Below are 24,170 nucleotides of genomic sequence, written 5' to 3'. Positions count from 1 at the left end.
TGGATGCGGACCCGCACTTCTTCCTGTTCCGGTGCGGGCTGCTGCGGTTGCGTCTGTGGGGCGGGGGCGGGTGCTGCGGGGGCCGGGCCACCGCGGTGGCGCAGGCCGATCACCAGCGCCACGCCAGCGATCACCACCAGCAGTGCGATGCGGATCCGCCAGGCCCAGGTGCGCCCGCCGCTGCCGGCATCCGGCGTGTCGCGGAACGCGAACTCGGCCGTGGGATGGTCGCGGCGGGTGGTATCGAGCAGGCGTGCATCGCGCAGGATGTCGCGCGCACGCGGCTGGTCGTCGGCGCGCACGATCCAGACCGCTGGATAGCCCTGCGTATTGCCCAGGTCGGTATAGCTGAACTGGCCGCGCCGCCGGGTCTTGTACGAACGACCATTGGTCACCTTCACTTCGATGCCATGGCTGCGCAGGAGCTCGGCCACGCCCTCGACGGTTTCCACACGCTGGCTGCTGAAGATCTGACGCATCGGATCAGTCCTTGGCCGGCACGGCGGCCGCTGCAGTCTGGTCGGGAACCACGCGGATCAGGCCCTCCTGTGCCGTGCTGGCCACCAGCACGCCATTGCGGGTGAAGAACTGGCCGCGGGCGAGGCCGCGCGAATCCTGCGCACTGGGGCTGTCCAGCGAATAGAGCAGCCAGTCGTCGGCGCGGAACGGGCGGTGGAACCAGATCGCGTGGTCGAGCGAGGCCATCTGCACGTGCGGATGGTAGTAGCTGATACCGTGCGGGAAGGTCGCCGTGCCCAGCAGATGGAAGTCGGACGCGTAGGCCAGCAGCGCCTGGTGCAGCTCGGGGGCATCGCCGACCGGTTCGCTCAACCGCATCCAGACCTGGTGATAGGGCGGGCGCTTGGGCGGATTCAGTTCGTCGCGGGGATAGACGTGGCGGAACTCGAACGGGCCACCGCGCGAGAGCCAGCGCTGCACTTTGATCGGCAGCCGCTCCAGCACTTCGGCCGGCAACGGGCGGTTCGGCTCGATGTCTTCCGGTTGAGGCACTTCGGGCATCTTGTGCTGGTGCTCGGCACCGGTCTCCGCCTGCTGGAACGAGGCAGCACAGAAGAAGATCACCTTGCCATGCTGGATCGCGGTCACCCGGCGCACGGAGAAGCTGCCGCCATCGCGGGTGCGGTCCACGTCGTAGACGATCGGATGGTCGATGTTGCCGGCCCGCAGGAAATACGCGTGCAGCGAATGCACATGGCGCCCGTTGTCGACCGTGGCCTGGGCGGCGGCCAGCGCCTGGCCCAGCACCTGCCCGCCGAACACGTACTTGGTGCCGATGTCGCGGCTTTGTCCGCGGAACAGGTTGTCCTCCAGCCGCTCCAGGGTGAGCAGGTCGATCAGCTCGGAGACGACGGGTTCGGGCGTGTCGTTCAAGGGGGCGGCCACAACAATGAAGAGGCCTTGATTATACCGGTCCGGGGTCGGATCCCTTTCGCATTGCAGAAGGGGCTGACCCCAGAGCGCGGAGACCGTTACTTGCCCAGCCGCGCCACCAGCGCCTGCAGGGCATTCTGTGCGTCCGGGGCGAACCAGGCCTCTACGAACCGGTCCAGCTGGATCAGGTCCGGGTGCAGCGCTTCGTGCAGGTCATTGCGGGCCACGGCGCGGGTCAGCAGCATCGGCTGCCGCGGCTGCCTGAGCAGGTTCTGCAGCCAGGCCACGGCGCGGGCGACCACCAGATCGCCCTCGGCCAGTTCGTCGACCAGGCCGATCTGCAGCGCCTGCTCGGCCGGCACCAGGGCACCGGTGGTGAGCAGCACCCCCGCGCGGTGCACGCCGACGGTACGGCGCAGCAGGCGCTGGATGCCTTCCGGTGCGATCAGGCCGACCTGCACCTCGTTCAGTCCGATGGCATACGGGCGTGCCGGGTCGGCGCTGCGCGCCATCACCCGGTAATCGCAGCACAGGGCGAGCACGCAACCGCCGGCAGGGGCGTGGCCGGTGATCGCGGCGACCACCGGGATGCGGCTCTCGGCCAGCGTACGTACCGCGCCGAAGAAGGCATTCCAGGTATCCAGCAGCTTGTGCTTGTCATCGCCGTGGGAGAGCAGGTGTGGCACATCCATGCCGCCGGTGAACACGCGCTCGCTGCCGGACAGCACGATGCCGTGCGCATCGTCGGCCATGGCCTGCTCGACGGCGTGGATCAGCTGCCGGCACAGGTCGGTGTCCAGCGCATTGACCGGCGGCCGCGCCAGGCGCAGTTCGCGGATGGGACCATGGTTGATCACCTCGATGAGCGTCGTCATGCTGCGGTCTCGTTGCGAAGAAGGAACGTGGGCGATGATAACCAAACCATTCGTTGGCGTACTGTTGCTTCTGTGTGCGTCCGCAGCAGCGGCGGCGGAATCACGCTGTGTGACGGTGGAGCAGGGCTGGGTGCGCCTGCCGCCGAGCCCGGCCATGCCGATGACGGCGGGTTACGGGACGATCGTGAACCGCTGCGCAGCGCCGGTGACGGTGGTGGGCGCGGGCAGCAGGGCCTTCGGCGACGTGTCACTGCACGAGACCACCGTGGTCGACGGTGTCAGCCGGATGCGCGAAGTCGAACGGCTGCCGATTGCAGCCGGGGCGCGCACCGAGCTCAAGCCCGGTGGCCTGCACCTGATGCTGATGGAAGGCGAGGGAGCTTTGAAGGAAGGGCAGGTCGTGCCGCTGCAGTTGCAGCTGGAGGGCGGTGGCACCGCCAGCGCAACGCTGACGGTACGCAAGGCCGCTCCATGATGCAGCGCCCGTTCCGCCGGGCATCAGGGTCGGACCGGCGTCGGTAGCGCCGGGCCATGCCCGGCGGGGTGGGGCCGACCCGCAGTGCATCAGCTCGATGCGCTGCGGATCGCGTCCGGCAGCGGCGCGCTTTTGCCGGTCTGGGTATCCATCCAGACCACCACCACGTTGCCATCGGAGTACAGCTTCGACTCGTCCTGCTGGTCGACGATGCGATGACCGATGGTGACGCTGCTGTTGCCCAGGCGCTCGACGAACAGTTCGACCAGGATGTCGTTGGGCCACACGATCGGCAGCCGGTAGTTGACGTTGGTCGCGGCCACCACCGGCGCGATGCGGTCGGTCATCGACACGCCTTCCACGCCCAGCATCCAGCGCACGCGCGCTTCCTCCAGGTAGGAGATGTACTTGGCGTTGTTCACATGGCCCATGCTGTCCATGTCGCGCCAGCGCACGCTGATCGGGATGCGGGCCAGGATCTTGTGTTCGCTGCTCATCAGGCGTCCTTCTTCTTGGTCGTGCTCTTGCTGGCCTTGCCGGTGCTCTTGGCGGCCACGGCCTTCTTCGCCACCTTCTCCGGCTTCACCTTGCGCGGCGGCCGGGCGTCGGGCTTGTTGGCCACGGCGGCCGGCTGCTCCGGGCGCGCACTGGTGGACGGCAGCATGCGTGCCAGGAACTGCCCGGTGTACGACTGCGGGCAGGCGGCCACGTCTTCCGGCGTGCCGGTGACCAGGATGGTGCCACCCCGGTGGCCGCCTTCCGGCCCCAGGTCGACGATCCAGTCGGCGGTCTTGATCACATCGAGGTTGTGCTCGATCACCACCACCGTGTTGCCTTCGTCGCGCAGCTTGTGCAGCACGCCCAGCAGCGCTTCGATGTCGTGGAAGTGCAGGCCGGTGGTCGGTTCGTCGAGGATGTACAGGGTGCGGCCGGTATCGCGGCGCGACAGCTCCTTGGACAGCTTCACGCGCTGCGCTTCACCACCGGACAGCGTGGTCGCGCTCTGTCCCAGCTTGATGTAGCTCAGGCCGACATCCACCAGCGTTTCCAGCTTGCGCGCGATCGACGGCACGGGCTCGAACAGCTTCAGCGCATCTTCGACGGTCATTTCCAGCACGTCGTTGATGTTGAAGCCCTTGTACAGGATCTCCAGCGTTTCGCGGTTGTAGCGCTTGCCGTGGCAGACATCGCAGGGCACGTACACGTCCGGCAGGAAGTGCATCTCGACCTTGATCAGGCCATCACCCTGGCACGCCTCGCAGCGTCCGCCGCGCACGTTGAAGCTGAAACGACCCGGTGAATAACCACGCGCACGCGCTTCGGGCACCTGTGCGAACAGCTCGCGCAGCGGGGTGAACAGGCCGGTGTAGGTGGCCGGGTTCGAGCGCGGGGTGCGGCCGATCGGCGACTGGTCGATGTCCACGACCTTGTCGAACAGGTCCAGGCCATCGATCTCCTTGTACGGGGCGACCGGGTGCGAGGAGCCGTTGATCTCGTTGGCGGCCAGCGAGAACAGGGTGTCATTGATCAGCGTCGACTTGCCCGAGCCGGACACGCCGGTCACGCAGGTCAGCAGGCCCGAGGGAATCGACAGGTCCACCCCCTTCAGGTTGTTGCCGCTGGCGCCGCGCAGATGCAGGGTCATCTTCGGATTCGGCCGGTGCCGGCGCGCCGGAATCTCGATCGAGCGCTTGCCGGACAGGTACTGGCCCGTCAGCGAACGGGGTGCATCCAGGATGTCCTGCAGGGTGCCCTGGCCGACGATCTCGCCACCGTGCACGCCCGCGCCCGGGCCGATGTCCAGCACGTAGTCGGCCAGGCGGATCGCATCTTCGTCATGCTCGACCACGATCACCGTGTTGCCGAGGTCGCGCAGGCGGGTGAGGGTGCCCAGCAGGCGTTCGTTGTCGCGCTGGTGCAGGCCGATCGACGGCTCGTCGAGCACGTACATCACGCCGACCAGGCCGGCACCGATCTGGCTGGCCAGGCGGATGCGCTGTGCCTCGCCACCGGAGAGGGTATCGGCCTTGCGCTCCAGAGTGAGGTAGTCCAGGCCCACGTCGACCAGGAAGCCCAGGCGTTCGCCGATCTCCTTGACGATCTTCGAGGCGATCTCGCCGCGCCAGCCCGGCAGGCTCAGTTCGCTGAAGAACTTCAGGGCTTCGTCGATCGGCAGCACCACCAGGTCCGGCAGCGGCCGGTCGGCCACGAACACGTTGCGCGCAGCCTTGTTCAGGCGGGCACCGTTGCACTCGGGGCAGGCGCGCTCGCTGATGTACTTGCCGAGCTCCTCCTGCACGGCCGCCGACTCGGTTTCCTTGTAGCGGCGTTCCAGGTTGGGAATGATGCCCTCGAAGCGGTGCTTGCGCTGGGTGCGGCCGCCGGCTTCGGTGAAGTAGGTGAACGTGATTGCGTCCTCGCCGCTGCCATACAGCACCGCCTGCTGCACCTTGGCCGGCAGCGAGTTCCAGGCGGCATCGACGTCGAACTTGTAGTGACGTGCCAGCGAGGCGATCAGCTGGAAATAGTACGCATTGCGACGGTCCCAGCCACGCACTGCGCCGGCGGCCAGGGACAGCTCGGGATGCACGACCACGCGCGAGGGATCGAAGAATTCGGCCATGCCCAGGCCATCACAACCGGGGCAGGCGCCCATCGGCGCGTTGAACGAGAACAGGCGCGGTTCCAGCTCCGGCAGCGAGTAATCGCAGACCGGGCAGGAGTATTTGGAGGAGAACAGGGTCGGCGCGCTGGCGGTGTTGTCCAGGCTCTGCACCGAGGCCATGCCGTCGCCGAGTTTCAGCGCGGTCTCGAAGCTCTCGGCCAGGCGCTGCTTGATGTCCTCGCGCGGGCGGAAGCGGTCGATCACCGCCTCGATGGTGTGCTTCTGGCGCAGCGCCAGCGGCGGCACCGCGTCGATCTCATGCAGCTCGCCATCCACGCGCACGCGCACGAAGCCCTGTGCGCGCAGCTGGTCGAATACCTGCGCGTGTTCGCCCTTGCGATCGCGGATCACCGGGGCCAGCAGCATGTAGCGCTGTTCCGGGTCCAGCGTCAGCACCTGGTCGACCATCTGGCTGACCGTCTGCGCTTCCAGCGGATAGCCGTGGTCGGGGCAGCGCGGCGTACCGACGCGGGCGTACAGCAGGCGCAGGTAGTCGTAGATCTCGGTGATCGTGCCGACCGTCGAGCGCGGGTTGTGCGACGTCGACTTCTGCTCGATCGAGATCGCCGGAGACAGGCCCTCGATGTGGTCCAGGTCCGGCTTCTCCATCACGCTCAGGAACTGCCGGGCGTAGGCCGACAGCGACTCGACGTAGCGACGCTGGCCTTCGGCGTAGATCGTGTCGAAAGCCAGCGACGACTTGCCCGAGCCGGACAGGCCGGTGATCACGATCAGCTTGTCGCGGGGCAGGTCGAGGTCGAGGTTCTTCAGGTTGTGCGTCCGCGCGCCGCGGATGCGGATGAAATCCATCGCCATGGGGAATCCGGTTGTGGGGGCGTTGGCTGGGTGCCGGGCCAGCAGGGAACGGCAATCGGTCAGCCTACCGAGGTGACCAGATGGGGGCAATGGGCGACAATGCCAGCCCGGTGTCTCACCTTCTGAGACAGGCCGACAGGTGGGGGTCAGATCCCTTTTCACAACGTGAAAAGGGATCTGACCCCGTTCCGGCCGGGCCCCCCCCAGGCCGTTCAGGGGTTGACTTGACCCGCGGCCGTTGATCTGCGTACAATTCCGCTCCTGTCCGCCCTCGATGGCGGCAGCTCAGACCACAATAACTACAGAGGAAGGCCTGGTCATGTACGCAGTACTGGTCACCGGCGGTAAGCAATACCGCGTGGCGCAGGGCGAAAAGCTCCGCGTTGAAAAGCTCGAAGTCGAAGTCGGCAGCGAGATCAAGTTCGACAACATCCTGATGCTGGGCGACAGCGATGGCGTGAAGCTGGGCGATGCGCTGAAGGGCGCCGCCGTCACCGCCAAGGTTCTGTCCCAGGGTCGTGCTGACAAGGTCCGGATCATCAAGTTCCGTCGCCGCAAGCACCACATGAAGCGCCAGGGTCACCGTCAGTACTACACCGAAATCGAGATCACCGGCATCGCCGGCTAAGCATCAGGAGAAGCAGTCATGGCACATAAAAAGGGCGTAGGCTCCTCGCGCAACGGTCGCGACTCCAACCCGAAGTACCTCGGCGTCAAGATCTTCGGCGGCCAGGCCATCGAAGCAGGCAACATCATCGTGCGCCAGCGCGGCACCCAGTTCCACCCGGGTTCCGGCGTCGGCCTGGGCCGTGACCACACCCTGTTCGCCCTCGTGGACGGCAAGGTGGAGTTCTCGGTCAAGGGTCCGAAGAAGCGTCGCACCGTCAGCATCGTCTCGGCCGAAGCCTGATCCAGGCATCCGCCGGCACCCGTGCCCCGGCATGGGAATGCTGCATGAAGAGCCCCGCTTCGGCGGGGCTTTTCGTTAGAGTAAAAGCAAGACCGGCTGCGCCGGGTTGCCCGCCATCGGCTGGCATTACATTCAAGGCGACGGCAGGTTGGCCGCGCCCATCGCAGGCATCGAAACAATGAAACTGGTAGACGAAGCAGAAATCGAAGTGTTCGCCGGCAACGGCGGCAACGGCTGCATTGGCTTCCGTCGCGAGAAGTTCATTCCGCTCGGCGGCCCGGACGGCGGCGACGGCGGTGCGGGCGGCAGCGTGTACATCCGCGCCGACGAGAACCTGAACACCCTGGTCGACTTCCGCCATGACCGCATCTTCAGGGCGCAGCGCGGCGAGAACGGCATGGGCCGGCAGGCCTACGGCAAGGGTGGCGAAGATCTGACCATCACCGTGCCGGTCGGCACCGTGGTCATCAACGTCGCCACCGATGAAATCATCGGCGACCTGACCCAGCACAACGACCGCCTGCTGGTGGCCAAGGGCGGCAGGGGCGGCCTGGGCAACATGCACTTCAAGAGCTCGACCAACCGTTCGCCGCGCCAGGCGCTGCCGGGCGAGCCGGGCGAAGAGCGCACGCTGAAGCTGGAACTGAAGCTGCTGGCCGACGTCGGCCTGCTGGGCTTCCCCAATGCCGGCAAGAGCACCCTGATCCGCGCTGTCTCGGCAGCGACGCCGAAGGTGGCCGACTACCCGTTCACCACGCTGTACCCGAATCTGGGCGTGGTGAAGGTCGAGAACTACCGCAGCTTCGTGATCGCCGATATTCCGGGCCTGATCGAGGGCGCGGCCGACGGTGCCGGCCTGGGCGCGCAGTTCCTGCGCCACCTGCAGCGCACTCGCCTGCTGCTGCACCTGGTGGACATCTCGCCGATGGAGGGTGGCGTGGAAGGTATCTCCCCGGTCGAGCAGGTGCGCGCGATCGAGCGCGAGCTGGAAAAGCACGATCCGGAGCTGCTGCAAAAGCCGCGCTGGCTGGTGCTGAACAAGGCTGACCTGATGTTCGAGGACGAGGCCAAGGCGGCGGCCGAACAGATCGTGGCCGAGCTGGGCTGGAAGGAGCCCTGGTTCCTGGTGTCCGCCCTGGGGCGCGAAGGTACCTTCCCGATCATGAGCCGGATCATGGCCTTCTTCGATCGGCAGAAGGAAGAGGAGCTGGAGGCCCGCAACGCGCAGTAAGGGCGTTGTGGCTCCCGCCAGAAAAGCCCGGCTTCGGCCGGGTTTTTTTGTTGGTTGCGATGCAGGCAGCAGCCGAGCATGGGCTCGGCTCTACGGAAAACGGGGCAGGCGGCGGAGTGCAGGCAACAAAAAACCCGGCCGGAGCCGGGCTTTTGCGTGTCGCCGGGACGGCAGCCCCGGCGGCAACCGGATCAGGCGGCCTTGAGGGCCTTGATGCGGTCGTTCAGGCGGCTCTTGTGGCGAGCAGCCTTGTTCTTGTGGATCAGGCCACGCGCGCTGAAGCGATCCAGGATCGGCTGGGCAACGGCGAAGGCGGCTTCGGCGCCGGCGGCATCGTTGGCGTCCAGCGCCTTGATCACTTTCTTGACAGCGGTGCGCAGCATCGAGCGCTGAGCCACGTTGCGCGCGTTGCGCACGACGGTCTGCTTGGCGCGCTTCTTGGCGGACTTGATATTGGCCACGGTGGTGGTTTCCTGAAAAAATCGGTGTTATGGGAACAGCAAGCTGGCTAGTATGATGGCGCGGGAAATGTACGTCAAGTCGATTGTCAAGAGGGACGTTGAGTGAGTTCACCGAAGATGTTGCGGGGCCTGCTGTCGTTCAGCAGCATGACCATGGTCTCGCGGGTGCTCGGACTTGTCCGGGACCAGGTGATCACCACCACGTTCGGCACCAATGCGGTCACCGATGCGTTCTGGGTGGCGTTCAGGGTACCCAATTTCCTGCGCCGCCTGTTCGCCGAAGGCTCCTTCGCCACCGCCTTCGTGCCGGTGTTCACCGAGGTGAAGGAGACCCGCAGCCACACCGAACTGCGCGAACTGATGTCACGCGTGGCGGGCACCTTGGGCGGGACGCTGCTGGTGGTCACCGCGCTGGCGTTGATCTTCGCTCCCCAGCTGGCGGTGGCGTTCTCAAGTGGCGCTGATACCGACCCGGTCAAACAGACCCTGCTGGTCGATCTGTTCCGCCTGACCTTCCCGTTCCTGTTGTTCGTCTCGCTCACCGCGCTGGCCGGCGGGGCGCTGAACAGCTTCCAGCGCTTTGCGATGCCGGCGCTGACCCCGGTCATCCTCAACCTGTGCATGATCGCCGGCGCGCTGTGGTTGGCGCCGCAACTCGGCGGCACCCCGGAAAAGCAGATCCTGGCGCTGGGCTGGGCCGTGCTGGCGGCCGGTATCCTGCAGCTGCTGTTCCAGCTGCCCTCGCTCAAGGGGATCAATCTGCTGACCCTGCCGCGCTGGGGCTGGAACCACCCGGGTGTGCGCAAGGTGCTGACCCTGATGGTGCCGACCCTGTTCGGTTCCTCGGTGGCGCAGATCAACCTGCTGCTGGACACCCTGATCGCCGCCAAGCTGACGGACGGCTCGCAGTCCTGGCTGTCCCTGGCCGACCGCTTCCTGGAGTTGCCGCTGGGGGTGTTCGGCGTGGCCCTGGGCACGGTGATCCTGCCGGCGTTGGCCCGCCACCACGTCAGCACCGACCGCGAGGGCTTCTCGCGCTCGCTCGACTGGGGCCTGCGCATGACCCTGCTGATCTCGGTGCCGGCCATGCTGGGCCTGATGCTGCTGGCTGAACCGCTGATCGCCACGCTGTTCCAGTACCGCCAGTTCACCGCCTTCGACACCCGCATGACCGCGCTGTCGGTGTATGGCCTCAGCTTCGGCCTGCCGGCCTTCGCCCTGTTGAAGGTGGTCCTGCCGGCCTTCTATGCCCGCCAGGACACCCGCACCCCGGTACGTGCCGGCGTGGCCGCGCTGGTGGCCAACATGGTGTTCAACTTCGTCCTGCTGGCCGTGCTGTATCAGGTGATGGTGCCGGACGCGCTGAAGGCGCAGGGTGTAATGACGGCCATCGGCAAGCAGCCCGGCCTGCATCTGGCGCTGGGCATTGCCAGTGCGTTGTCCAGTTACCTGAACCTGGGCCTGCTGTGGTACTGGCTGGGCAAGACCGATGTCTACCAGCGCCTGCCGGGCTGGGGCAGCTACCTCGTGCGGCTGCTGGTGGCGTGCGCGTGCATGGTCGGCGTGCTGCTGGCCCTGCTGTACTGGATGCCGGCCTTCACCGGGATGGACAAATGGCACCGGATCGGCGGCCTGATCCTGCTGGTGGGGGGCGGTGGCCTGACCTATCTGTTGGCGATGCTGGCCATGGGCTTCCGCCCGCGCGACCTGCGCGGGCATTGATCGTCGCCTGCGGCGGCTATACTTCAGGGTTACACCATTGAAGCGGCGGCCCCGGGTGGGCCGGAACGGGAGTTGATGAGCAGGCTGTTCAGAAGCGTCGAGGGCGGGGAGCTGTTCCCCAACGGAAGCGTGGTCTGCATCGGTGCATTCGACGGCCTCCATCTGGGGCATCGTGCACTGGTGCGGCATGCCGTTGCGCGCGCGCGCGCCTTGGGCGTGGCTGCGGTGGCCGTGGCGTTCGAACCGTTGCCCCGTGAGTTCTTCGCCCAGGGCACACCACCACCGCGCCTGACGCTGGCACGCAGCAAGGTCGAGATGCTGCGCGAGCTGGGGGTGGACGCGGTGGGGCTGCTGCGCTTCGATGCAGCGATGGCGGCGATGCCGGCCGAAACCTTCGTCCGCCAGCTGCTGGTGCGGCGACTGAATGCCCGCGAAGTGTGGATCGGGCCGGAGTTCTGCTTCGGCAACCGTCGCCGCGGTGATCTGGCCCTGCTGCAGAAGCTGGGTGGCGAGCTGGGCTTCAGCGCGGGCGAGATCGAGGCGGTCGACCTGCACGGCGAGCGCATTTCCAGTACCCGCATCCGCCAGCTGCTGCAGTCCGGCGATTTCGCCCGGGCCGGCGATCTGCTCGGTCGCCCTTACGCGATCAGCGGGCGCGTGGTGCGTGGTCGCCAGCTCGGCCGCACGCTGGGCTTCCCGACCGCCAACCTGCGTTTCCCCAAGACCCCGGCGTTGTCGGGCATCTACGCGACCTGGGTGCACGGTGTGTTCGACCAGCCCTGGCCGTCGGTGTCCAGCTTCGGCACGCGGCCGACGGTGGAGGGCGTGGAGCCGCTGCTGGAAGCCCACCTGTTCGATTTCCAGGGTGACCTGTACGGTCGCCACATCGACGTTGAATTCGTCGCCAAGCTGCGTGACGAAGAGAAGTTCAATGATCTGGCGGCACTGACCGACCAGATGCACCGCGACGCCGAGCAGGCGCGCGCCATCCTTTCCGAACATAGATTGCGAGCCACTGCGTGAGCCAGGACTACAAGACCACCCTGAACCTGCCAGCCACCGATTTCCCGATGCGCGGCGACCTGCCCAAGCGCGAGCCGGGCATTCTGGCGCGGTGGGAGGAGCAGGGGCTCTACCAGCAGTTGCGCGACAACGCCGCCGGCCGCCCGTTGTTCGTGCTGCACGACGGCCCGCCGTATGCCAACGGCCGCATCCACCTGGGCCACGCGGTCAACAAGATCCTGAAGGACATCATCGTCAAGTCGCGTTACCTGGCCGGTTTCGATGCGCCCTACGTGCCCGGCTGGGACTGCCACGGCCTGCCGATCGAGATCGCGGTGGAAAAGAAGTGGGGCAAGGTCGGCGTGAAGCTCGATGCGGTTGAATTCCGGCAGAAGTGCCGTGAGTTCGCCGAGGAGCAGATCGACATCCAGCGCGTGGACTTCAAGCGTCTGGGCGTGACCGGTGACTGGGACAACCCGTACAAGACCCTGAGCTTCGACTTCGAGGCCAACGAGATCCGCGCACTGGCCAAGGTGGTGGCCAATGGCCACCTGGTGCGGGGTGCCAAGCCGGTGTACTGGTGCTTCGACTGCGGTTCGGCGCTGGCCGAAGCCGAGATCGAATACCAGGAAAAGGAATCGCCGGCGATCGACGTGGCATACCCCGCGCGCGATCCGCAGGCCATCGGCCAGGCATTCGGCGTGAGCGTGCCGGCGGATGTGGACGTGGCGGTGCCGATCTGGACCACCACGCCGTGGACGCTGCCGGCGTCGCTGGCCGTGTCGTTGGGTGCGGACATCCATTACGTGCTGGCCGAAGGTCCGGCGCACAACGGCAAGCGCCGCTGGCTGGTGCTTGCCGCTGCGCTGGCTGGACGTGCGCTCCAGCGCTACGGCGTCGAGGAGGTGGTACTGCACGGTGAAACCACGGGCGCTGCACTGGAAAACCAGCTGCTGTCGCATCCGTTCTATGCCGGGCGCGCGATCCCGCTGCTCAACGGCGACCATGTGTCCGACGAAGACGGTACCGGTGCGGTGCACACCGCTCCCGGACATGGCCAGGAAGACTACGTGGTCAGCCAGAAGTACGGCCTGCTCGACACGTACAACGCCGGCCAGGTGACGCCGATCGATGGCCGTGGCGTGTACCTGGAATCGACGCCGCCGGCCGGTGACGTGGTACTGGCCGGCCAGCACCTGTGGAAGGCGCAGGAGGCCATCATCGGCGTGCTGCGCGACAACGGCACGCTGCTGGCCTTCCACCCGATCCGCCACAGCTATCCGCACTGCTGGCGCCACAAGACGCCGGTGGTGTTCCGTGCCACCCCGCAGTGGTTCATCTCGATGGACAAGGCCAACCTGCGCAGCGATGCGCTGGCCGCGATCGACACCGTCGGCTGGTTCCCGGCCTGGGGCAAGGCGCGCATCCAGAGCATGGTCGATGGCCGTCCGGACTGGACGATCTCGCGCCAGCGCACCTGGGGCGTGCCGATCGCACTGTTCACCCATCGCCAGACCGGCGAGATCCACCCGCGTTCGGTGGAGCTGATGCAGCAGGTTGCCGACCGTGTCGAAGCCGAGGGCATCGACGTGTGGTACTCGCTGGATGCAACCGAACTGCTGGGCGCAGAAGCGGCCGACTACGAGAAGGTCACCGACATCCTCGACGTCTGGTTCGACTCGGGTGTCACCCATGAAGGCGTGCTGGCCGCGCGTGGCTTCGGCAAGCCGGCCGACCTGTACCTGGAAGGCTCGGACCAGCACCGCGGCTGGTTCCAGTCGTCGCTGCTGACCGGCGTGGCAATCGACAGGCGTGCGCCCTACAAGCAGTGCCTCACCCACGGTTTCACCGTGGACGAGCACGGCCGCAAGATGTCCAAGTCGCTGGGCAACGGCATCGAGCCGCAGGACATCATGAACAAGCTGGGCGCGGACATCCTGCGCCTGTGGATCGCCTCGGCCGACTACAGCAACGAGATGTCGCTGTCGCAGGAAATCCTCAAGCGCAATGCCGACGCCTACCGTCGCCTGCGCAACACCGCGCGCTTCCTGCTCGGCAACCTGGACGGTTTCGATCCGGCCCGGGACCTGCGCCCGCTCGACCAGATGGTCGCGCTGGACCGCTGGATCGTGCATCGCGCGTGGGAACTGCAGGAGAAGATCAAGGCGGCCTACGACGGCTACAACATGGCCGAGATCGTGCAGCTGCTGCTGAACTTCTGCAGCGTGGACCTGGGCTCGCTGTACCTGGACGTCACCAAGGACCGCCTGTACACGATGCCGACCGACTCGCACGGTCGCCGTTCGGCGCAGAGCGCGATGTATCACATCGCCGAGGCGTTCACCCGCTGGGTGGCACCGATCCTGACCTTCACCGCCGACGAGCTGTGGGGCTACCTGCCGGGCACGCGCACCGGCCACGTGCTGTTCACCACCTGGTACGAGGGCCTGGCGCCGCTGCCGGCGGATGCCCAGCTCAACGCTGCCGATTTCGACCAGCTGCTGGCCGTGCGCGAGCAGGTGGCCAAGGTGCTCGAGCCGATGCGTGCCAACGGCGCGATCGGCGCCGCCCTGGAGGCCGAGATCACCGTGGCCGCCAGCGAAGAGCAGGCGGCGCGCTGGCAGCCGCTGGCCGACGAACTGCGCTTCCTGTTCATCAGCGGTGACGTACAGGTGCGTCCGGCAACCACCGACGAGGTGTTCGTCAGTGCCCAGCCGACCACCAAGGCCAAGTGCGTGCGCTGCTGGCATCACCGCGCCGACGTCGGCAGTCATGCCGATCACCCGGAACTGTGCGGCCGTTGCGTGAGCAACATCGACGGCGCTGGCGAAGTTCGGAGCTGGTTCTGATGAGCGCCGCCCGTCCGCATCCCAACGCTCTGGTCTGGCTGCTGCTGTCGGCGGCCATCATCGGCCTGGACCAGTGGTCCAAGGCCTGGGTCCTGTCGAGCCTGCCGGAGTTCCAGCCGGTGGTGGTCATCGATGGCTTCTGGAACTGGTATCGCACCTACAACACCGGTGCCGCATTCAGTTTCCTCAGCGACGCCGGTGGCTGGCAGAAGTATTTCTTCACGGCGCTGGCGATCGCCATCAGCGGCCTGATGGCATGGTGGCTGCGTGGCACCGCCCGTGGCAACTGGAAGGCCGCCGTTCCCTATGCGCTGATCATCGGCGGGGCGATCGGCAACGTGATCGACCGCCAGGTGCACGGTCATGTCGTCGATTTCATCCAGTGGTACGTTGGCAGCTATACCTGGCCGGCGTTCAACATCGCCGACTCGGCCATCGTGGTCGGTGCCATCGGCATCGCCCTGACCGGCCTGTTCGACGGCAGGTCCGCCAAAAAGGCGGATAATGCCACTCCGAAACCGTAAGCCGGCCGCTGCCGGGAGATTGAACTGATGGATGTGCTGCTCGCCAACCCGCGTGGTTTCTGTGCCGGTGTCGATCGTGCGATCGAGATCGTGAAGCGCGCGATCGAAACGCTCGGCGCGCCCATCTACGTCCGTCATGAGGTGGTGCACAACCGCTTCGTGGTCGATGATCTGAAGCAGCGCGGTGCGATCTTCGTCGAGGAACTGGACGAGGTGCCGGACAACAACACCGTCATCTTCAGTGCCCACGGTGTATCGCAGGCAGTGCGCCTGGAAGCGGAGCGTCGTGGCCTGAAGGTATTCGATGCCACCTGTCCGCTGGTCACCAAGGTGCACTTCGAAGTGGCGCGCCATTGCCGTGCGGGCCGCGACGTGGTGCTGATCGGCCACGCGGGCCATCCGGAAGTGGAAGGCACGATGGGGCAGTGGAACCAGGAAGCCGGTACCGGCCAGATCTACCTGGTGGAGGATGTGGAGCAGGTCGCCACGCTGCAGATCAACCAGCCCGAGAACTTCGCCTACACCACCCAGACCACGCTGTCCGTGGACGATACGCGCGGCATCATCGACGCGCTGCGCGAGCGCTTCCCGGCCATGCAGGGGCCGAAGAACGACGATATCTGCTACGCCACGCAGAACCGGCAGGACGCGGTACGTGACCTGGCCAAGCGCTGCGATCTGGTGCTGGTGGTCGGGTCCCCGAACAGCTCCAATTCCAACCGGCTGAGCGAGCTGGCACGGCGCGAAGGCGTCGAGAGCTACCTGATCGACGGCGCCCATGAGATCAACCCGGCCTGGGTGCAGGGCAAGCAGCACGTCGGCGTCACCGCCGGTGCGTCGGCACCGCAGGTGCTGGTCGATGGCGTGCTTGCGCGCCTGGCCGAACTGGGCGCGGGCAGTGTGTCCGAGCTTGATGGCGAGCCGGAATCGATGGTGTTCGCGCTGCCGAAGGAACTGCGCCTGCGCCTGATCGACTGACCGGGAAAGGCCTCGTCCACGCACGGCGTGGATCTACTGAAACCGCTCTGGTGGGTGCAAACCAGCACAAGGTGGGTGCGAACCTTGGTTCGCACGCTTTTGGGCATGCGCGGATGGGCAGCCCGCCCATGACCTTTGGCCATGGGGCCGCGCACCACACAGGCCTAGCATCGGAGGATTCTCCGCTGTTGGAAGCCGCCCGATGAAGACCCGTGCCCTGGTGATGTCCGTGCTGTTCGCGCTGGCGGCCACACCCGCGCTGGCGCAGAGCCCGCCGCCGGCCGATGCCGCTGCGCACGGCCTGCTGCGCATCGACGTGGACGCGCGCGATCTGGCCCGGCGCATCTTCAAGGTGACCGCCACCGTGCCGGCAAAACCCGGCCCGATGACCCTGCTGTACCCGCAGTGGATTCCCGGCAACCATTCGCCCACCGGCCCGATCGACAAGCTCGCTGGCCTGCGCGTCACGGCCAATGGCAGGCCGCTGGCCTGGCAGCGCGACCAGTACAACGTCTATGCGTTCAAGGTCGATGTGCCGGAGGGCGTCAGCGAGATCGTGGCGCAGTTCGATTTCCTGTCCTCGCAGGGCGGCAACCAGGGCCGCGTGGTGATGACGCCGGAAATGCTCAACCTGCAATGGAACGCCAATGCGCTGTATCCGGCCGGGATCGATGCCCGCCATCTGCAGGCCCAGGCCAGCGTGACCCTGCCGAAGGGCTGGAGCTACGCCACCGCGCTCGAAACAGTCCGGCGCGACGGTGACACGGTGGTGTTCAAGCCGATCACTTTCGACCATCTGGTCGATTCGCCGCTGTTCGCCGGTGAGCATTACCAGCGCATCGATCTGGACCCGGGCGCCAAGGCGCCGGTGCACCTGAACGTGTTCGCCGATGAAGCGAAGTCGCTGAAGCCGACCGAGGCACAGATCAAGGCGCACCGCGCCCTGGTGCAGCAGGCTGACCGCTTGTACGGCGCGCGCCACTACGACCATTACGAGTTCCTGCTGGCATTGACCGACCGTCTGGGCGGCATCGGGCTGGAGCATCATCGCTCCAGCGAGAACAGCGCTGCGCCGGGCTACTTCACCGAGTGGGATGACTCGGCATGGATGCGTGACCTGCTGCCGCACGAGTACACGCATTCCTGGAACGGCAAGTATCGCCGTGGCGCGGACCTGGCAACCGACAACTTCAACGTTCCGATGGGTGACAGCCTGCTGTGGGTGTACGAAGGCCAGACCCAGTTCTGGGGCCAGGTGCTGGCCGCCCGCTCGGGGTTGTGGTCCACCGATCAGGCGCGCGACATGCTGGCCAATGTTGCGGCGACCTATGATCGCGGTCGCCCGGGACTGGCCTGGCGGCCACTGCAGGACACCACCAACGACCCGACCATCGCCCAGCGGCGCACACTGCCGTATCGCAACTACCAGATGAGCGAGGACTATTACTCCGGCGGCCAGATGCTGTGGCTGGAAGTGGAGGGCAGGCTGCGCGCGCTGACCGGAAACCGGCGCAGCCTGGATGATTTTGCCCGTGCCTTCTTTGGCGTAGGCAACGGTGACTGGGACGTCAATCCATATACGTTCGACGACGTGGTGGCGACCTTGAACGCCATCGCTCCGTACGACTGGGCCGGATTCCTGCGGCAGCGCCTGGACGGCCACGGATCGCTGACCGGCGGTCTGGAACTGGCCGGCTGGAAGCTGGTCTACCGCGACGCGCCGAACGATGCCTACAAGGCACAGGAAAAACGCGCCAAGGCGGCGCTGCTGGCGTACTCGCTCGGTGCGACGGTGATGGACAGCGGTGTGGTCGGCGACGTGATCTGGGACAGTCCCGCCTTCAATGCAGGCCTGGCGCCGGGCATGAAGGTGATCGCCATCGGTGACCGCGAGTACAGCAGCGAGCGGTTGAAGGACGCGGTTGCCGTTGCCGCCACCAACAAGGCGCCGATCACTCTGCTGGTCAAGCAGTTCGACCGCATCGTGCCGATCCGGATCGACTATCACGGTGGCCTGCAGTATCCGGTGCTGGAGCGCATTCCCGGCCGCCCGGATCAGCTGGCCGAGCTGTGGAAGCCGCGATGAGACCACGCCTGGGCGGCAGTGCGGTCCTGCTGCTGGCGGTGCTGGCCATCGTCGGTGCATTCCTGCCCGGCGAAGGCCGCTGGCTGCACTGGCTGGCAAAGCCGGCAGCGACCCTGCTGATCGCGGCGATGGTATGGCAGGTGCATCCTGCTGGATCGCCGTCGTACCGGCGCGCGGTGCTGGCGGGCATGCTGCTCTCGTGCGCAGGCGACATCGCGCTCATGCTGCCGATGGATGCCTTCGTCCCCGGCCTGCTGGCGTTCCTGCTGGCCCACCTCTGCTACATCGTCGCCTTCCGCGATGGTCTGCGCGCGGGTCGCGGCCTGGTCGCCGCAGGGGGACTTCTGGGTGTGTTCGCCGCGCTCAACGTGTCCGGTCTATGGCCGCATCTGCCGGCGCCGATGCGCATCCCTGTGCTGGCCTATGTGGTGGTACTGGCGTGCATGGCGATCCTGGCGCTGGCGCGGCAGTGGACCCGCCAGCGACCGGACGCTGTCGAAGCGGGCAGTGCGCGCTGGGCAGCGGCCGGCGCCCTGCTGTTCGTCGCCAGCGATTCACTGCTGGCCTGGGACCGCTTCGCCGGTGGCCTGCCGCTGGCAAGCCTGCTGGTGCTGTCGACCTACTACGCGGCGCAGTACGCGATCGCACGATCGGTGCGCTAGCTACTCGCAACCCTGCGTCGTTATGATTTCCTGATGGATAGGGAAATCAGCGCGCTGGCTGCGATCATCGACATCATCCGGGCGGAGTGGTCACATCCTCGGATCGCGACGCATCAGCATGGAAATTGCCCGTTCCTGCTTCGATCCTCCTTTGTACGACGCAGTGCTGCAGCGCCAGAAGATCATCAATTACAGGGCTGTCCAGCGCAGTTGCTCGCCTTCTGGAGACTGTACGCATCGGCGGAATTGTTCAAGGACGATCAATTCGGTCAATGGGGCGTTGAGATGCTCAGTGCAGAAGAGGCGCAGGTTCAGACGGCCTGTCTCGCTAGTTTGCGACCAGTCGATATGCGGGATGGCGATGTCGTATTTGGCCGCTTTTATGGTGATGCAGATCTACTCGTGATGGATGCCTTTGGCGCTGTGCTGGTTTGTCTGCCATTGGACGAGCGAGAAGACTGGCCCGAAGTAGCGGGTTCGCTCGCAGGATTTCTGCTGTTGCTGCTTGACAATCAAGGCGCCAAGTACTGGGAGATCTAACTCGATGGGTGTGCCGCATTGGTCGCCTGCGCGGTCAGCGAAAGGCTGACCAGCAAAGGCGGTGCTGGGTAGAGTACCCGTGAGGGGCAGCTTCATGCACTTTGGAGATGCACGTTGTGGCAGTTCCAGGGCAGCCTCATTAATCTTGCTTCCATGCCCGCGTCGCGATACTTGAACTCTCCCGGCTATGCTGCGCGGTGGCCGTCAAAAGCGCCGATCACAATGTGCCGATGGGACGGGCATGGGAGGAGCGTGGGAGGTGAAGCGACGAGGATCAGGAGCGCGCTTCAGAGCCAGAGACGGGTTTTCATAGACCGGTAGAGATCGAAGGAACTGGGCGCGCAGGCTACTACCCTCAACGGAACTGCAGGGTCAGCAGGAAATAGCGGCCCAGCGGATCATCCAAGCCCGGCAACTGTCCGCCGTTGCCGACCAGATAGTTCACCGGCTGCCGGTCAAGCACGTTGTGCACGTCCAGCGCGGCGATCACCCGCGGCCCCAACCTGCGCGCCATGTGCAGGTTCCAGCGCAGCTGCCGTGGATTCATGCAATGGTTCATCTCGCGCTGGTCATCGGGGCATTCCGCACCGGGCAGCCAGGCGCGCGTGCGTCCCACCTGGTTGCCGCGCAATGCCACGTCCCATGCCGTGTTCTGCCATTGCACGGTGAGGATCGCGGCCATTGCCGGCGTGGCATGGCCGCGAAGATCCACGCTGCCATCCTGCCCTCGTTCGCGGCGCAGCGCCTGCTGTTTCAGCGCGTCCAGTGAGAAAAGCCACTGGCCGGTGTCATCGGTGTCGACGCGGTATTCGCCGCGCATTACCCAATTGCGCGACGTCGTGCGGCCGATGTTGTCGAATGACAGGCGAAGACTGCTCAGGCGCCCTTCGTCATCCAGCTCCCACGTGCTGCGGTTCCATGCCGCGTCGGTGGGCCTCAGGGCAAGGATCTCGTTGCGCAGCTCGACGATGTTGTGGGTCAGTGACAGCGAGAACAGGTCGTTGGGCGTCCACGTGGCTGCCAGCGAATGGCTGCGTGAACGCTCCGCCTTCAGCGCGTCGTTCTCGGCGACCTCCACGTTGACCAGGCAGCTGCCGTCGATCGCGGGCTGTGCGCAGGGCGGCAGGCCCGGCGAGGCCGGCAGCGCGACCAGGCCGAAGTAGCCAGGGGGGCGTCGCTGCTCGAACAGGCTGGGCGCACGGTAGCCTTGTCCGCTGGTCAGCAGGAACGACCAGTGGGGCGTTGGACTCCAACGCAGTCCCGCGCGTGGCGAGAACGCCAGGTAATCGCCATCGCGGTCCCAGCGTGCGGCCACGTCCATGCGCAGCGAGCGGCTGAGCGGCAGGCCGACCTCGGCATAGGTGGCTCCGCTGCGACGTGACAGGCGTCGCTGCTGCTGGGGCAGGCCCAGTGCCAGATCGCCCTGGATCAACAACGGATCGGGTAACGAGGCCCATGCTTCGTAGCGCAGATCGACGCCGGTGGCCAGCTGGGCCGGCCCTCCAGGCAACTGCATCAGTTGCCGCTGCATGCCCCACCAGCCTTGCCACTGGTCAGTGCGTCCACGATTGCGGATCGACGGGAACAGCTGTTGCGCTTTGTCCGCACGCAGCGAGGTAAAGCCGGGAAGGTAGTCCAGTGTCTCGGCGGCGTGCAGCAGCGGTTCGGTGCGCACGGTGCCCGGCGTGACCAGGGTGACCTGGCTGCGTTGCGCGCTGATGCCCGCATCCCAGCTGCGTGACTGCTGCTCGCGACCGATACCCAGGGTGATGTCGGCATCGCTGGCGCGCACGTGCGGGCGCACGCTTCCGGCCTCGCGCAGCACGCTGTTGAACGTGATGCCGTACAGGCCGATGGCAACGGCGGTCGGCCCCAGGTCGAAACGCTGCCGATTGTGACTGCCACGTGCTTCCAGATAGGCGTAGCGTCCTTCGCCACGCTCGTGCCGGTAACGCAGGTAGGCCGAGGCAGTATCCGACGCGGGCTGCAGCGAGCGCGGCCGCGCGCTGTCGAACCAGCAGCCATCCTCACGCTGCATCAAGGGACCTTCGCAGAGTTCGGCGGGGATGTACGCGCCGTCGTAGAACGCGCCGATCGGATACAACGACGTTTCCGCATGCCACGCACGGCGATCGCCGGCCACGTGCTCGATGCGATGCAGGTCCAGGCCGGCGAACCAGCGGTCCCCACCTTCGCGTACGCCGCCGTTGGCGATCTGCAGGCGATTCTGCTGCGCGTCGCCGCGGCTGCTGATGCCCGATTGCACCGTCGCCTCCGGGCCTTCGGCCTGTTCGCGCAGGATGATGTTGACCACGCCGGACATCGCGTCGGCACCATAGATGGCCGACGCGCCTCCGCGCACCAGCTCGATGCGTTCGATGAAACTCAGGGGAATGCCGCCCAGATCGGTGAGCCCGCCCTGTTCCAGCGACACCATCGGATAGCGTGGCAGCCGCCGGCCGTTGACCAGGAACAGGGTCGCACGCGGCCCCATGCCATCCAGGCTGGTGGTGGCTGCAGCGCCCACCGGCAGATACTGCGAATCGCCGCCGCGCGACGTGGTCATCGCCGGGTGGCCGTTCATGCCGGGAAGATGTCGCAACAGGTCGAACAGGCTGCCGTAACCACTGCGCAGGATGTCTTCGCGATCGATGATCGTCATCGGCAGCGTCGTCTGCACGGAGGTGCGCGGCAGGCGGCTGCCGGTGACGTGTACCGGTGCCAGTTCCACCTGCGCGGGGGCCAGTGCGACGGGCGGCGGCGGCGGCTTGGGCGACGTCACGGTCGGGGCACGTGCAGGGGGCGCGGCAGAAGCAGCGACGCGGCGGATGACGAACGCCCCCGAGGGCGTGCGCAGGATGTTCACCGGCATCCCGGAGACCAGCTGCTTGAGAGCGATCGCCGGTGCCTGTCGGCCGTCGGCGCCGGGGGTGTGCAGGCCCGTCAGCTCGCGGGCGTCGAATACCAGGGCGATGCCGCTCTGGCGTGCCCATTGCTGCAGTGCCGGTGCCAGCGGGCCGGGTGCGATGTGGTAGTCGACATTGGCGGGTTGCTGGCCGGCGTGGGCCGGCGCGGCGCTGGCAGCGCCGAACATGACCCACAGCAGCCCCCGGAGCAGCCCCCACTGCAGCGCGCCCGGTCCTGCCATCACCGCCTTTCTCCTCAGTAGGTACGCCGCAGTTCCAGCGCGCCATCCGGGCGCGCCTGGCCGGCAACCGACCATCCCAGCTCCAGCGCAGACAGCAGTTCCTCTGCGTCGCCTGCACGGAAGGTGCCGCTGACCGCGAGATTGGCGATCTCCGGATCGGCGATCACCATCTGCGTGCGGCCGTAGCGGTTCATGCGTTCGACCACGGTCGCCAGGGGAGTGGCATCGAACACCAGCCGTCCCTGCAGCCAGGCCTCAGCCGCTTCGGTCGAGGCGAGCGCAGGGCCCGGCTGGATCCGTCCGGAGGGCAGTACCTGCAGCTGCTGGCCCGGGGCCAGCGTGTGCTGCGCGCTGCCGCTGGTGACCTCCACTGCGCCTTCCAGCAGGGCGACCTCGACATGGCCGTCGCGCAGGCGCTCCACCTGGAAGGTGGTTCCGATATCGCGGATCGAACTGCTGCCCGCCTGCACACGCAGGGCCTTGCGCGACGGTGCCACCTGCAGTTGCAGCCGACCCTGCTCCAGGACCAGTTCCCGATGGCGCCAGCCCATGCGCACGGTCAACGTGGTCCCTGCGTCCAGGATGGCGGAGCTGCCATCGGCCAGCGTCTGTTGGCGGGGAGCAAGGCTGTCGTTGGCATAGATGCGGGGCGTGGGATTGCCATCGGTGGCGACCATCCAGCCCATGCCGATGGCCAGACAGAGCGCCGCCGCAGCAGCGACGCCGGGCAGCCAGCGGCGCCGGGCCGGATGCGCGGCGCGCGCCGCCGCCGTGCGCAGCCAGGGATCCTGGGCCAGGCCCGCACTCTGCTGATAGAGCGTTTCGGCCTGTACCCACGCCTTGACGTGGCGGGTGTCCTCCGCCAGCCAGTCTTCGAAGCGCTCGCGTTCCTCGGGCGTGCAGTCGCGTGCCTCCAGGCGCGCCACCCAGGCGCTGGCGCGCTCGAACACTCCCGCCTCTTCCGTGTGCCGGGTGCTGATCATTCGTTGTCCCTGTCGTTGTGCAGCGGGTGTGGCCCCAGCTCCTGGCGCAGGCCCTGCAGTGCACGGGCGATGTGTTTTTCCACGGTCTTGGCGGTGATGCCACAGTGCTGCGCGATCTGCGTGTAGCTCATCCCGGTGATCCGGTTGAGCAGGTACACCTCGCGCGCGCGCTCCGGCAGTTTGAACAGGGCCTGCCGGAGCAGGGCGAGCATCTGCCCGGATTCGGCCTGGCGCAGAGGGTCGGCTGACGTGCTGGAGGGCTCGTCGCTGCCATCGCGCTCGGCCAGCGACAGATGCGGTCTCGCCTGCGGCGAGCGGCCGCGGTCTGCCAGGCGGTTGCGGGCGATACGATACAGCAGCAGGCGCAGTTCCTCGGTGCCGTGCGCGCGATAGCGGATCAACCGTTCCATGCAGTCCTGGGCGATGTCCTCCGCATCCTCCGGGCCCACCCCACGGGTACGCAGGAAAGTGCACAACGGCGCGCGCTCTTCCCTTACGAACGTGATGAAGGCGTCCGGAGGCCCAGGCGGATCCGGTGCGCGATGGATCAGGGGGGACGAAGCGGACAGGGCTGGCCTCGGGCAACGATGGGGGGGGGCGTCACCGAGTTTTACGCGACGATGACCGGATGGGGAAGAGCCGCCAGCCTGCACGTGTCGATCATGAATTCGTTCACCTTTCACCCGGATGGCCACTGGGGGTGTTACCGCCCTTTCTGCGTTTTTAACTTTGCCGGAGGCTGTATTTCTCCTGTAAAAGCGTTCAAGAGCGCTAACTCAGCCACAGTTTTGACTGCCAACTTGATCTGAATCCGTTCATTTTTTTCCATGGCATGCAGCGGGGGGAGGGCC

The 24,170-nt window shown here is 66.5% G+C and carries 21 protein-coding genes; 12 read left to right on the top strand and 9 right to left on the bottom strand.

Annotation, left to right across the window (positions count from 1 at the left end; translation table 11 throughout):
• From N5J29_RS14370 to N5J29_RS14360, 3 genes are all read right to left on the bottom strand, one after another.
• The coding region (locus N5J29_RS14370) for a pathogenicity-like protein (protein WP_279924458.1) at positions 1-479 on the bottom strand (479 nt) is incomplete at its 3' end.
• 4 nt (positions 480-483) lie between these two features.
• On the bottom strand, positions 484-1,392 hold the full coding sequence (gene tesB / locus N5J29_RS14365; RefSeq protein ID WP_065174609.1) for an acyl-CoA thioesterase II: 909 nt from the start codon (positions 1,390-1,392) through the stop codon (positions 484-486).
• A 98-nt stretch (positions 1,393-1,490) separates the two neighbouring features.
• Entirely contained in the window at positions 1,491-2,267 is a 777-nt protein-coding gene (locus tag N5J29_RS14360; protein ID WP_053516135.1) for an enoyl-CoA hydratase/isomerase family protein, read from the bottom strand.
• Positions 2,268-2,301: 34 nt separating this feature from the next.
• On the opposite strand from N5J29_RS14360, the gene N5J29_RS14355 reads away from it, so the two are divergent.
• A complete protein-coding gene (locus N5J29_RS14355) occupies positions 2,302-2,742 on the top strand; it encodes a copper chaperone PCu(A)C (protein ID WP_065174611.1) in 441 nt (146 codons plus the stop codon).
• Between the two features lie 89 nt (positions 2,743-2,831).
• Here the strand turns inward: N5J29_RS14355 and N5J29_RS14350 are convergent, their stop codons facing one another.
• On the bottom strand, positions 2,832-3,239 hold the full coding sequence (locus N5J29_RS14350) for a thioesterase family protein (protein ID WP_053516131.1): 408 nt from the start codon (positions 3,237-3,239) through the stop codon (positions 2,832-2,834).
• A complete protein-coding gene (gene uvrA / locus N5J29_RS14345) occupies positions 3,239-6,223 on the bottom strand; it encodes an excinuclease ABC subunit UvrA (protein ID WP_053516129.1) in 2,985 nt (994 codons plus the stop codon). The genes N5J29_RS14350 and uvrA overlap by 1 nt, the downstream gene beginning before the upstream one ends.
• Before the next feature lie 319 nt (positions 6,224-6,542).
• On the opposite strand from uvrA, the gene rplU reads away from it, so the two are divergent.
• The 3 genes from rplU to cgtA all read left to right on the top strand — a co-directional run bounded on the left by rplU (position 6,543) and on the right by cgtA (position 8,364).
• Positions 6,543-6,851: a 50S ribosomal protein L21 gene (rplU, locus tag N5J29_RS14340; RefSeq protein ID WP_006424709.1), complete on the top strand. Its 309-nt coding sequence runs from the start codon at positions 6,543-6,545 to the stop codon at positions 6,849-6,851.
• 18 nt (positions 6,852-6,869) lie between these two features.
• Positions 6,870-7,133, top strand: coding sequence for a 50S ribosomal protein L27 (gene rpmA, locus N5J29_RS14335; protein ID WP_053516127.1), 264 nt, complete (start codon positions 6,870-6,872; stop codon positions 7,131-7,133).
• 178 nt (positions 7,134-7,311) lie between these two features.
• Positions 7,312-8,364, top strand: coding sequence for an Obg family GTPase CgtA (gene cgtA, locus N5J29_RS14330; protein ID WP_065181115.1), 1,053 nt, complete (start codon positions 7,312-7,314; stop codon positions 8,362-8,364).
• Positions 8,365-8,555: 191 nt separating this feature from the next.
• Here the strand turns inward: cgtA and rpsT are convergent, their stop codons facing one another.
• Entirely contained in the window at positions 8,556-8,825 is a 270-nt protein-coding gene (gene rpsT / locus N5J29_RS14325) for a 30S ribosomal protein S20 (protein ID WP_005408560.1), read from the bottom strand.
• A gap of 117 nt (positions 8,826-8,942) precedes the next feature.
• On the opposite strand from rpsT, the gene murJ reads away from it, so the two are divergent.
• The 8 genes from murJ (at position 8,943) to N5J29_RS14285 (ending at position 19,188) form a co-directional block, all read left to right on the top strand.
• Positions 8,943-10,547, top strand: coding sequence for a murein biosynthesis integral membrane protein MurJ (murJ, locus tag N5J29_RS14320; RefSeq protein WP_197622702.1), 1,605 nt, complete (start codon positions 8,943-8,945; stop codon positions 10,545-10,547).
• A 75-nt stretch (positions 10,548-10,622) separates the two neighbouring features.
• The gene (locus tag N5J29_RS14315) at positions 10,623-11,570 is read left to right on the top strand and encodes a bifunctional riboflavin kinase/FAD synthetase (RefSeq protein WP_053516122.1); all 948 of its coding nucleotides are present in this window, start codon (positions 10,623-10,625) and stop codon (positions 11,568-11,570) included.
• The gene (gene ileS / locus N5J29_RS14310; RefSeq protein WP_065174615.1) at positions 11,567-14,398 is read left to right on the top strand and encodes an isoleucine--tRNA ligase; all 2,832 of its coding nucleotides are present in this window, start codon (positions 11,567-11,569) and stop codon (positions 14,396-14,398) included. Before N5J29_RS14315 ends, ileS begins: the two co-directional genes overlap by 4 nt.
• Positions 14,398-14,922 (top strand): signal peptidase II, encoded by a 525-nt coding sequence (gene lspA, locus N5J29_RS14305; protein WP_065174616.1) that lies wholly within the window; start codon positions 14,398-14,400, stop codon positions 14,920-14,922. Before ileS ends, lspA begins: the two co-directional genes overlap by 1 nt.
• 27 nt (positions 14,923-14,949) lie before the next feature.
• Positions 14,950-15,900: a 4-hydroxy-3-methylbut-2-enyl diphosphate reductase gene (gene ispH / locus N5J29_RS14300; RefSeq protein ID WP_065174617.1), complete on the top strand. Its 951-nt coding sequence runs from the start codon at positions 14,950-14,952 to the stop codon at positions 15,898-15,900.
• Between the two features lie 202 nt (positions 15,901-16,102).
• Positions 16,103-17,986 carry a M61 family metallopeptidase gene (locus N5J29_RS14295; protein WP_111185713.1) on the top strand — a complete coding sequence of 628 codons (1,884 nt, stop codon included), beginning with the start codon at positions 16,103-16,105 and terminating at the stop codon, positions 17,984-17,986.
• Positions 17,983-18,648: a lysoplasmalogenase gene (locus N5J29_RS14290; RefSeq protein ID WP_164150717.1), complete on the top strand. Its 666-nt coding sequence runs from the start codon at positions 17,983-17,985 to the stop codon at positions 18,646-18,648. The genes N5J29_RS14295 and N5J29_RS14290 overlap by 4 nt, the downstream gene beginning before the upstream one ends.
• Positions 18,649-18,681: 33 nt before the next feature.
• A complete protein-coding gene (locus N5J29_RS14285; protein ID WP_164150719.1) occupies positions 18,682-19,188 on the top strand; it encodes a hypothetical protein in 507 nt (168 codons plus the stop codon).
• A gap of 355 nt (positions 19,189-19,543) precedes the next feature.
• Here the strand turns inward: N5J29_RS14285 and N5J29_RS14280 are convergent, their stop codons facing one another.
• The 3 genes from N5J29_RS14280 to N5J29_RS14270 are packed head-to-tail and all read right to left on the bottom strand — an operon-like array spanning position 19,544 to position 23,795.
• Positions 19,544-22,336, bottom strand: coding sequence for a TonB-dependent receptor (locus N5J29_RS14280; RefSeq protein WP_164150721.1), 2,793 nt, complete (start codon positions 22,334-22,336; stop codon positions 19,544-19,546).
• A gap of 14 nt (positions 22,337-22,350) precedes the next feature.
• Positions 22,351-23,319 (bottom strand): FecR domain-containing protein, encoded by a 969-nt coding sequence (locus N5J29_RS14275; protein WP_164150723.1) that lies wholly within the window; start codon positions 23,317-23,319, stop codon positions 22,351-22,353.
• Positions 23,316-23,795 carry an RNA polymerase sigma factor gene (locus N5J29_RS14270; RefSeq protein WP_229765781.1) on the bottom strand — a complete coding sequence of 160 codons (480 nt, stop codon included), beginning with the start codon at positions 23,793-23,795 and terminating at the stop codon, positions 23,316-23,318. The genes N5J29_RS14275 and N5J29_RS14270 overlap by 4 nt, the downstream gene beginning before the upstream one ends.
• Between the last annotated feature and the right edge of the window lie 375 nt (positions 23,796-24,170).

Origin of the sequence: Stenotrophomonas sp. GD03680 (assembly GCF_029844625.1) — a bacterium.
Taxonomy (GTDB): Bacteria; Pseudomonadota; Gammaproteobacteria; order Xanthomonadales; family Xanthomonadaceae; genus Stenotrophomonas; species Stenotrophomonas maltophilia_P.
This window is presented reverse-complemented; position numbering and strand designations above follow the sequence as displayed.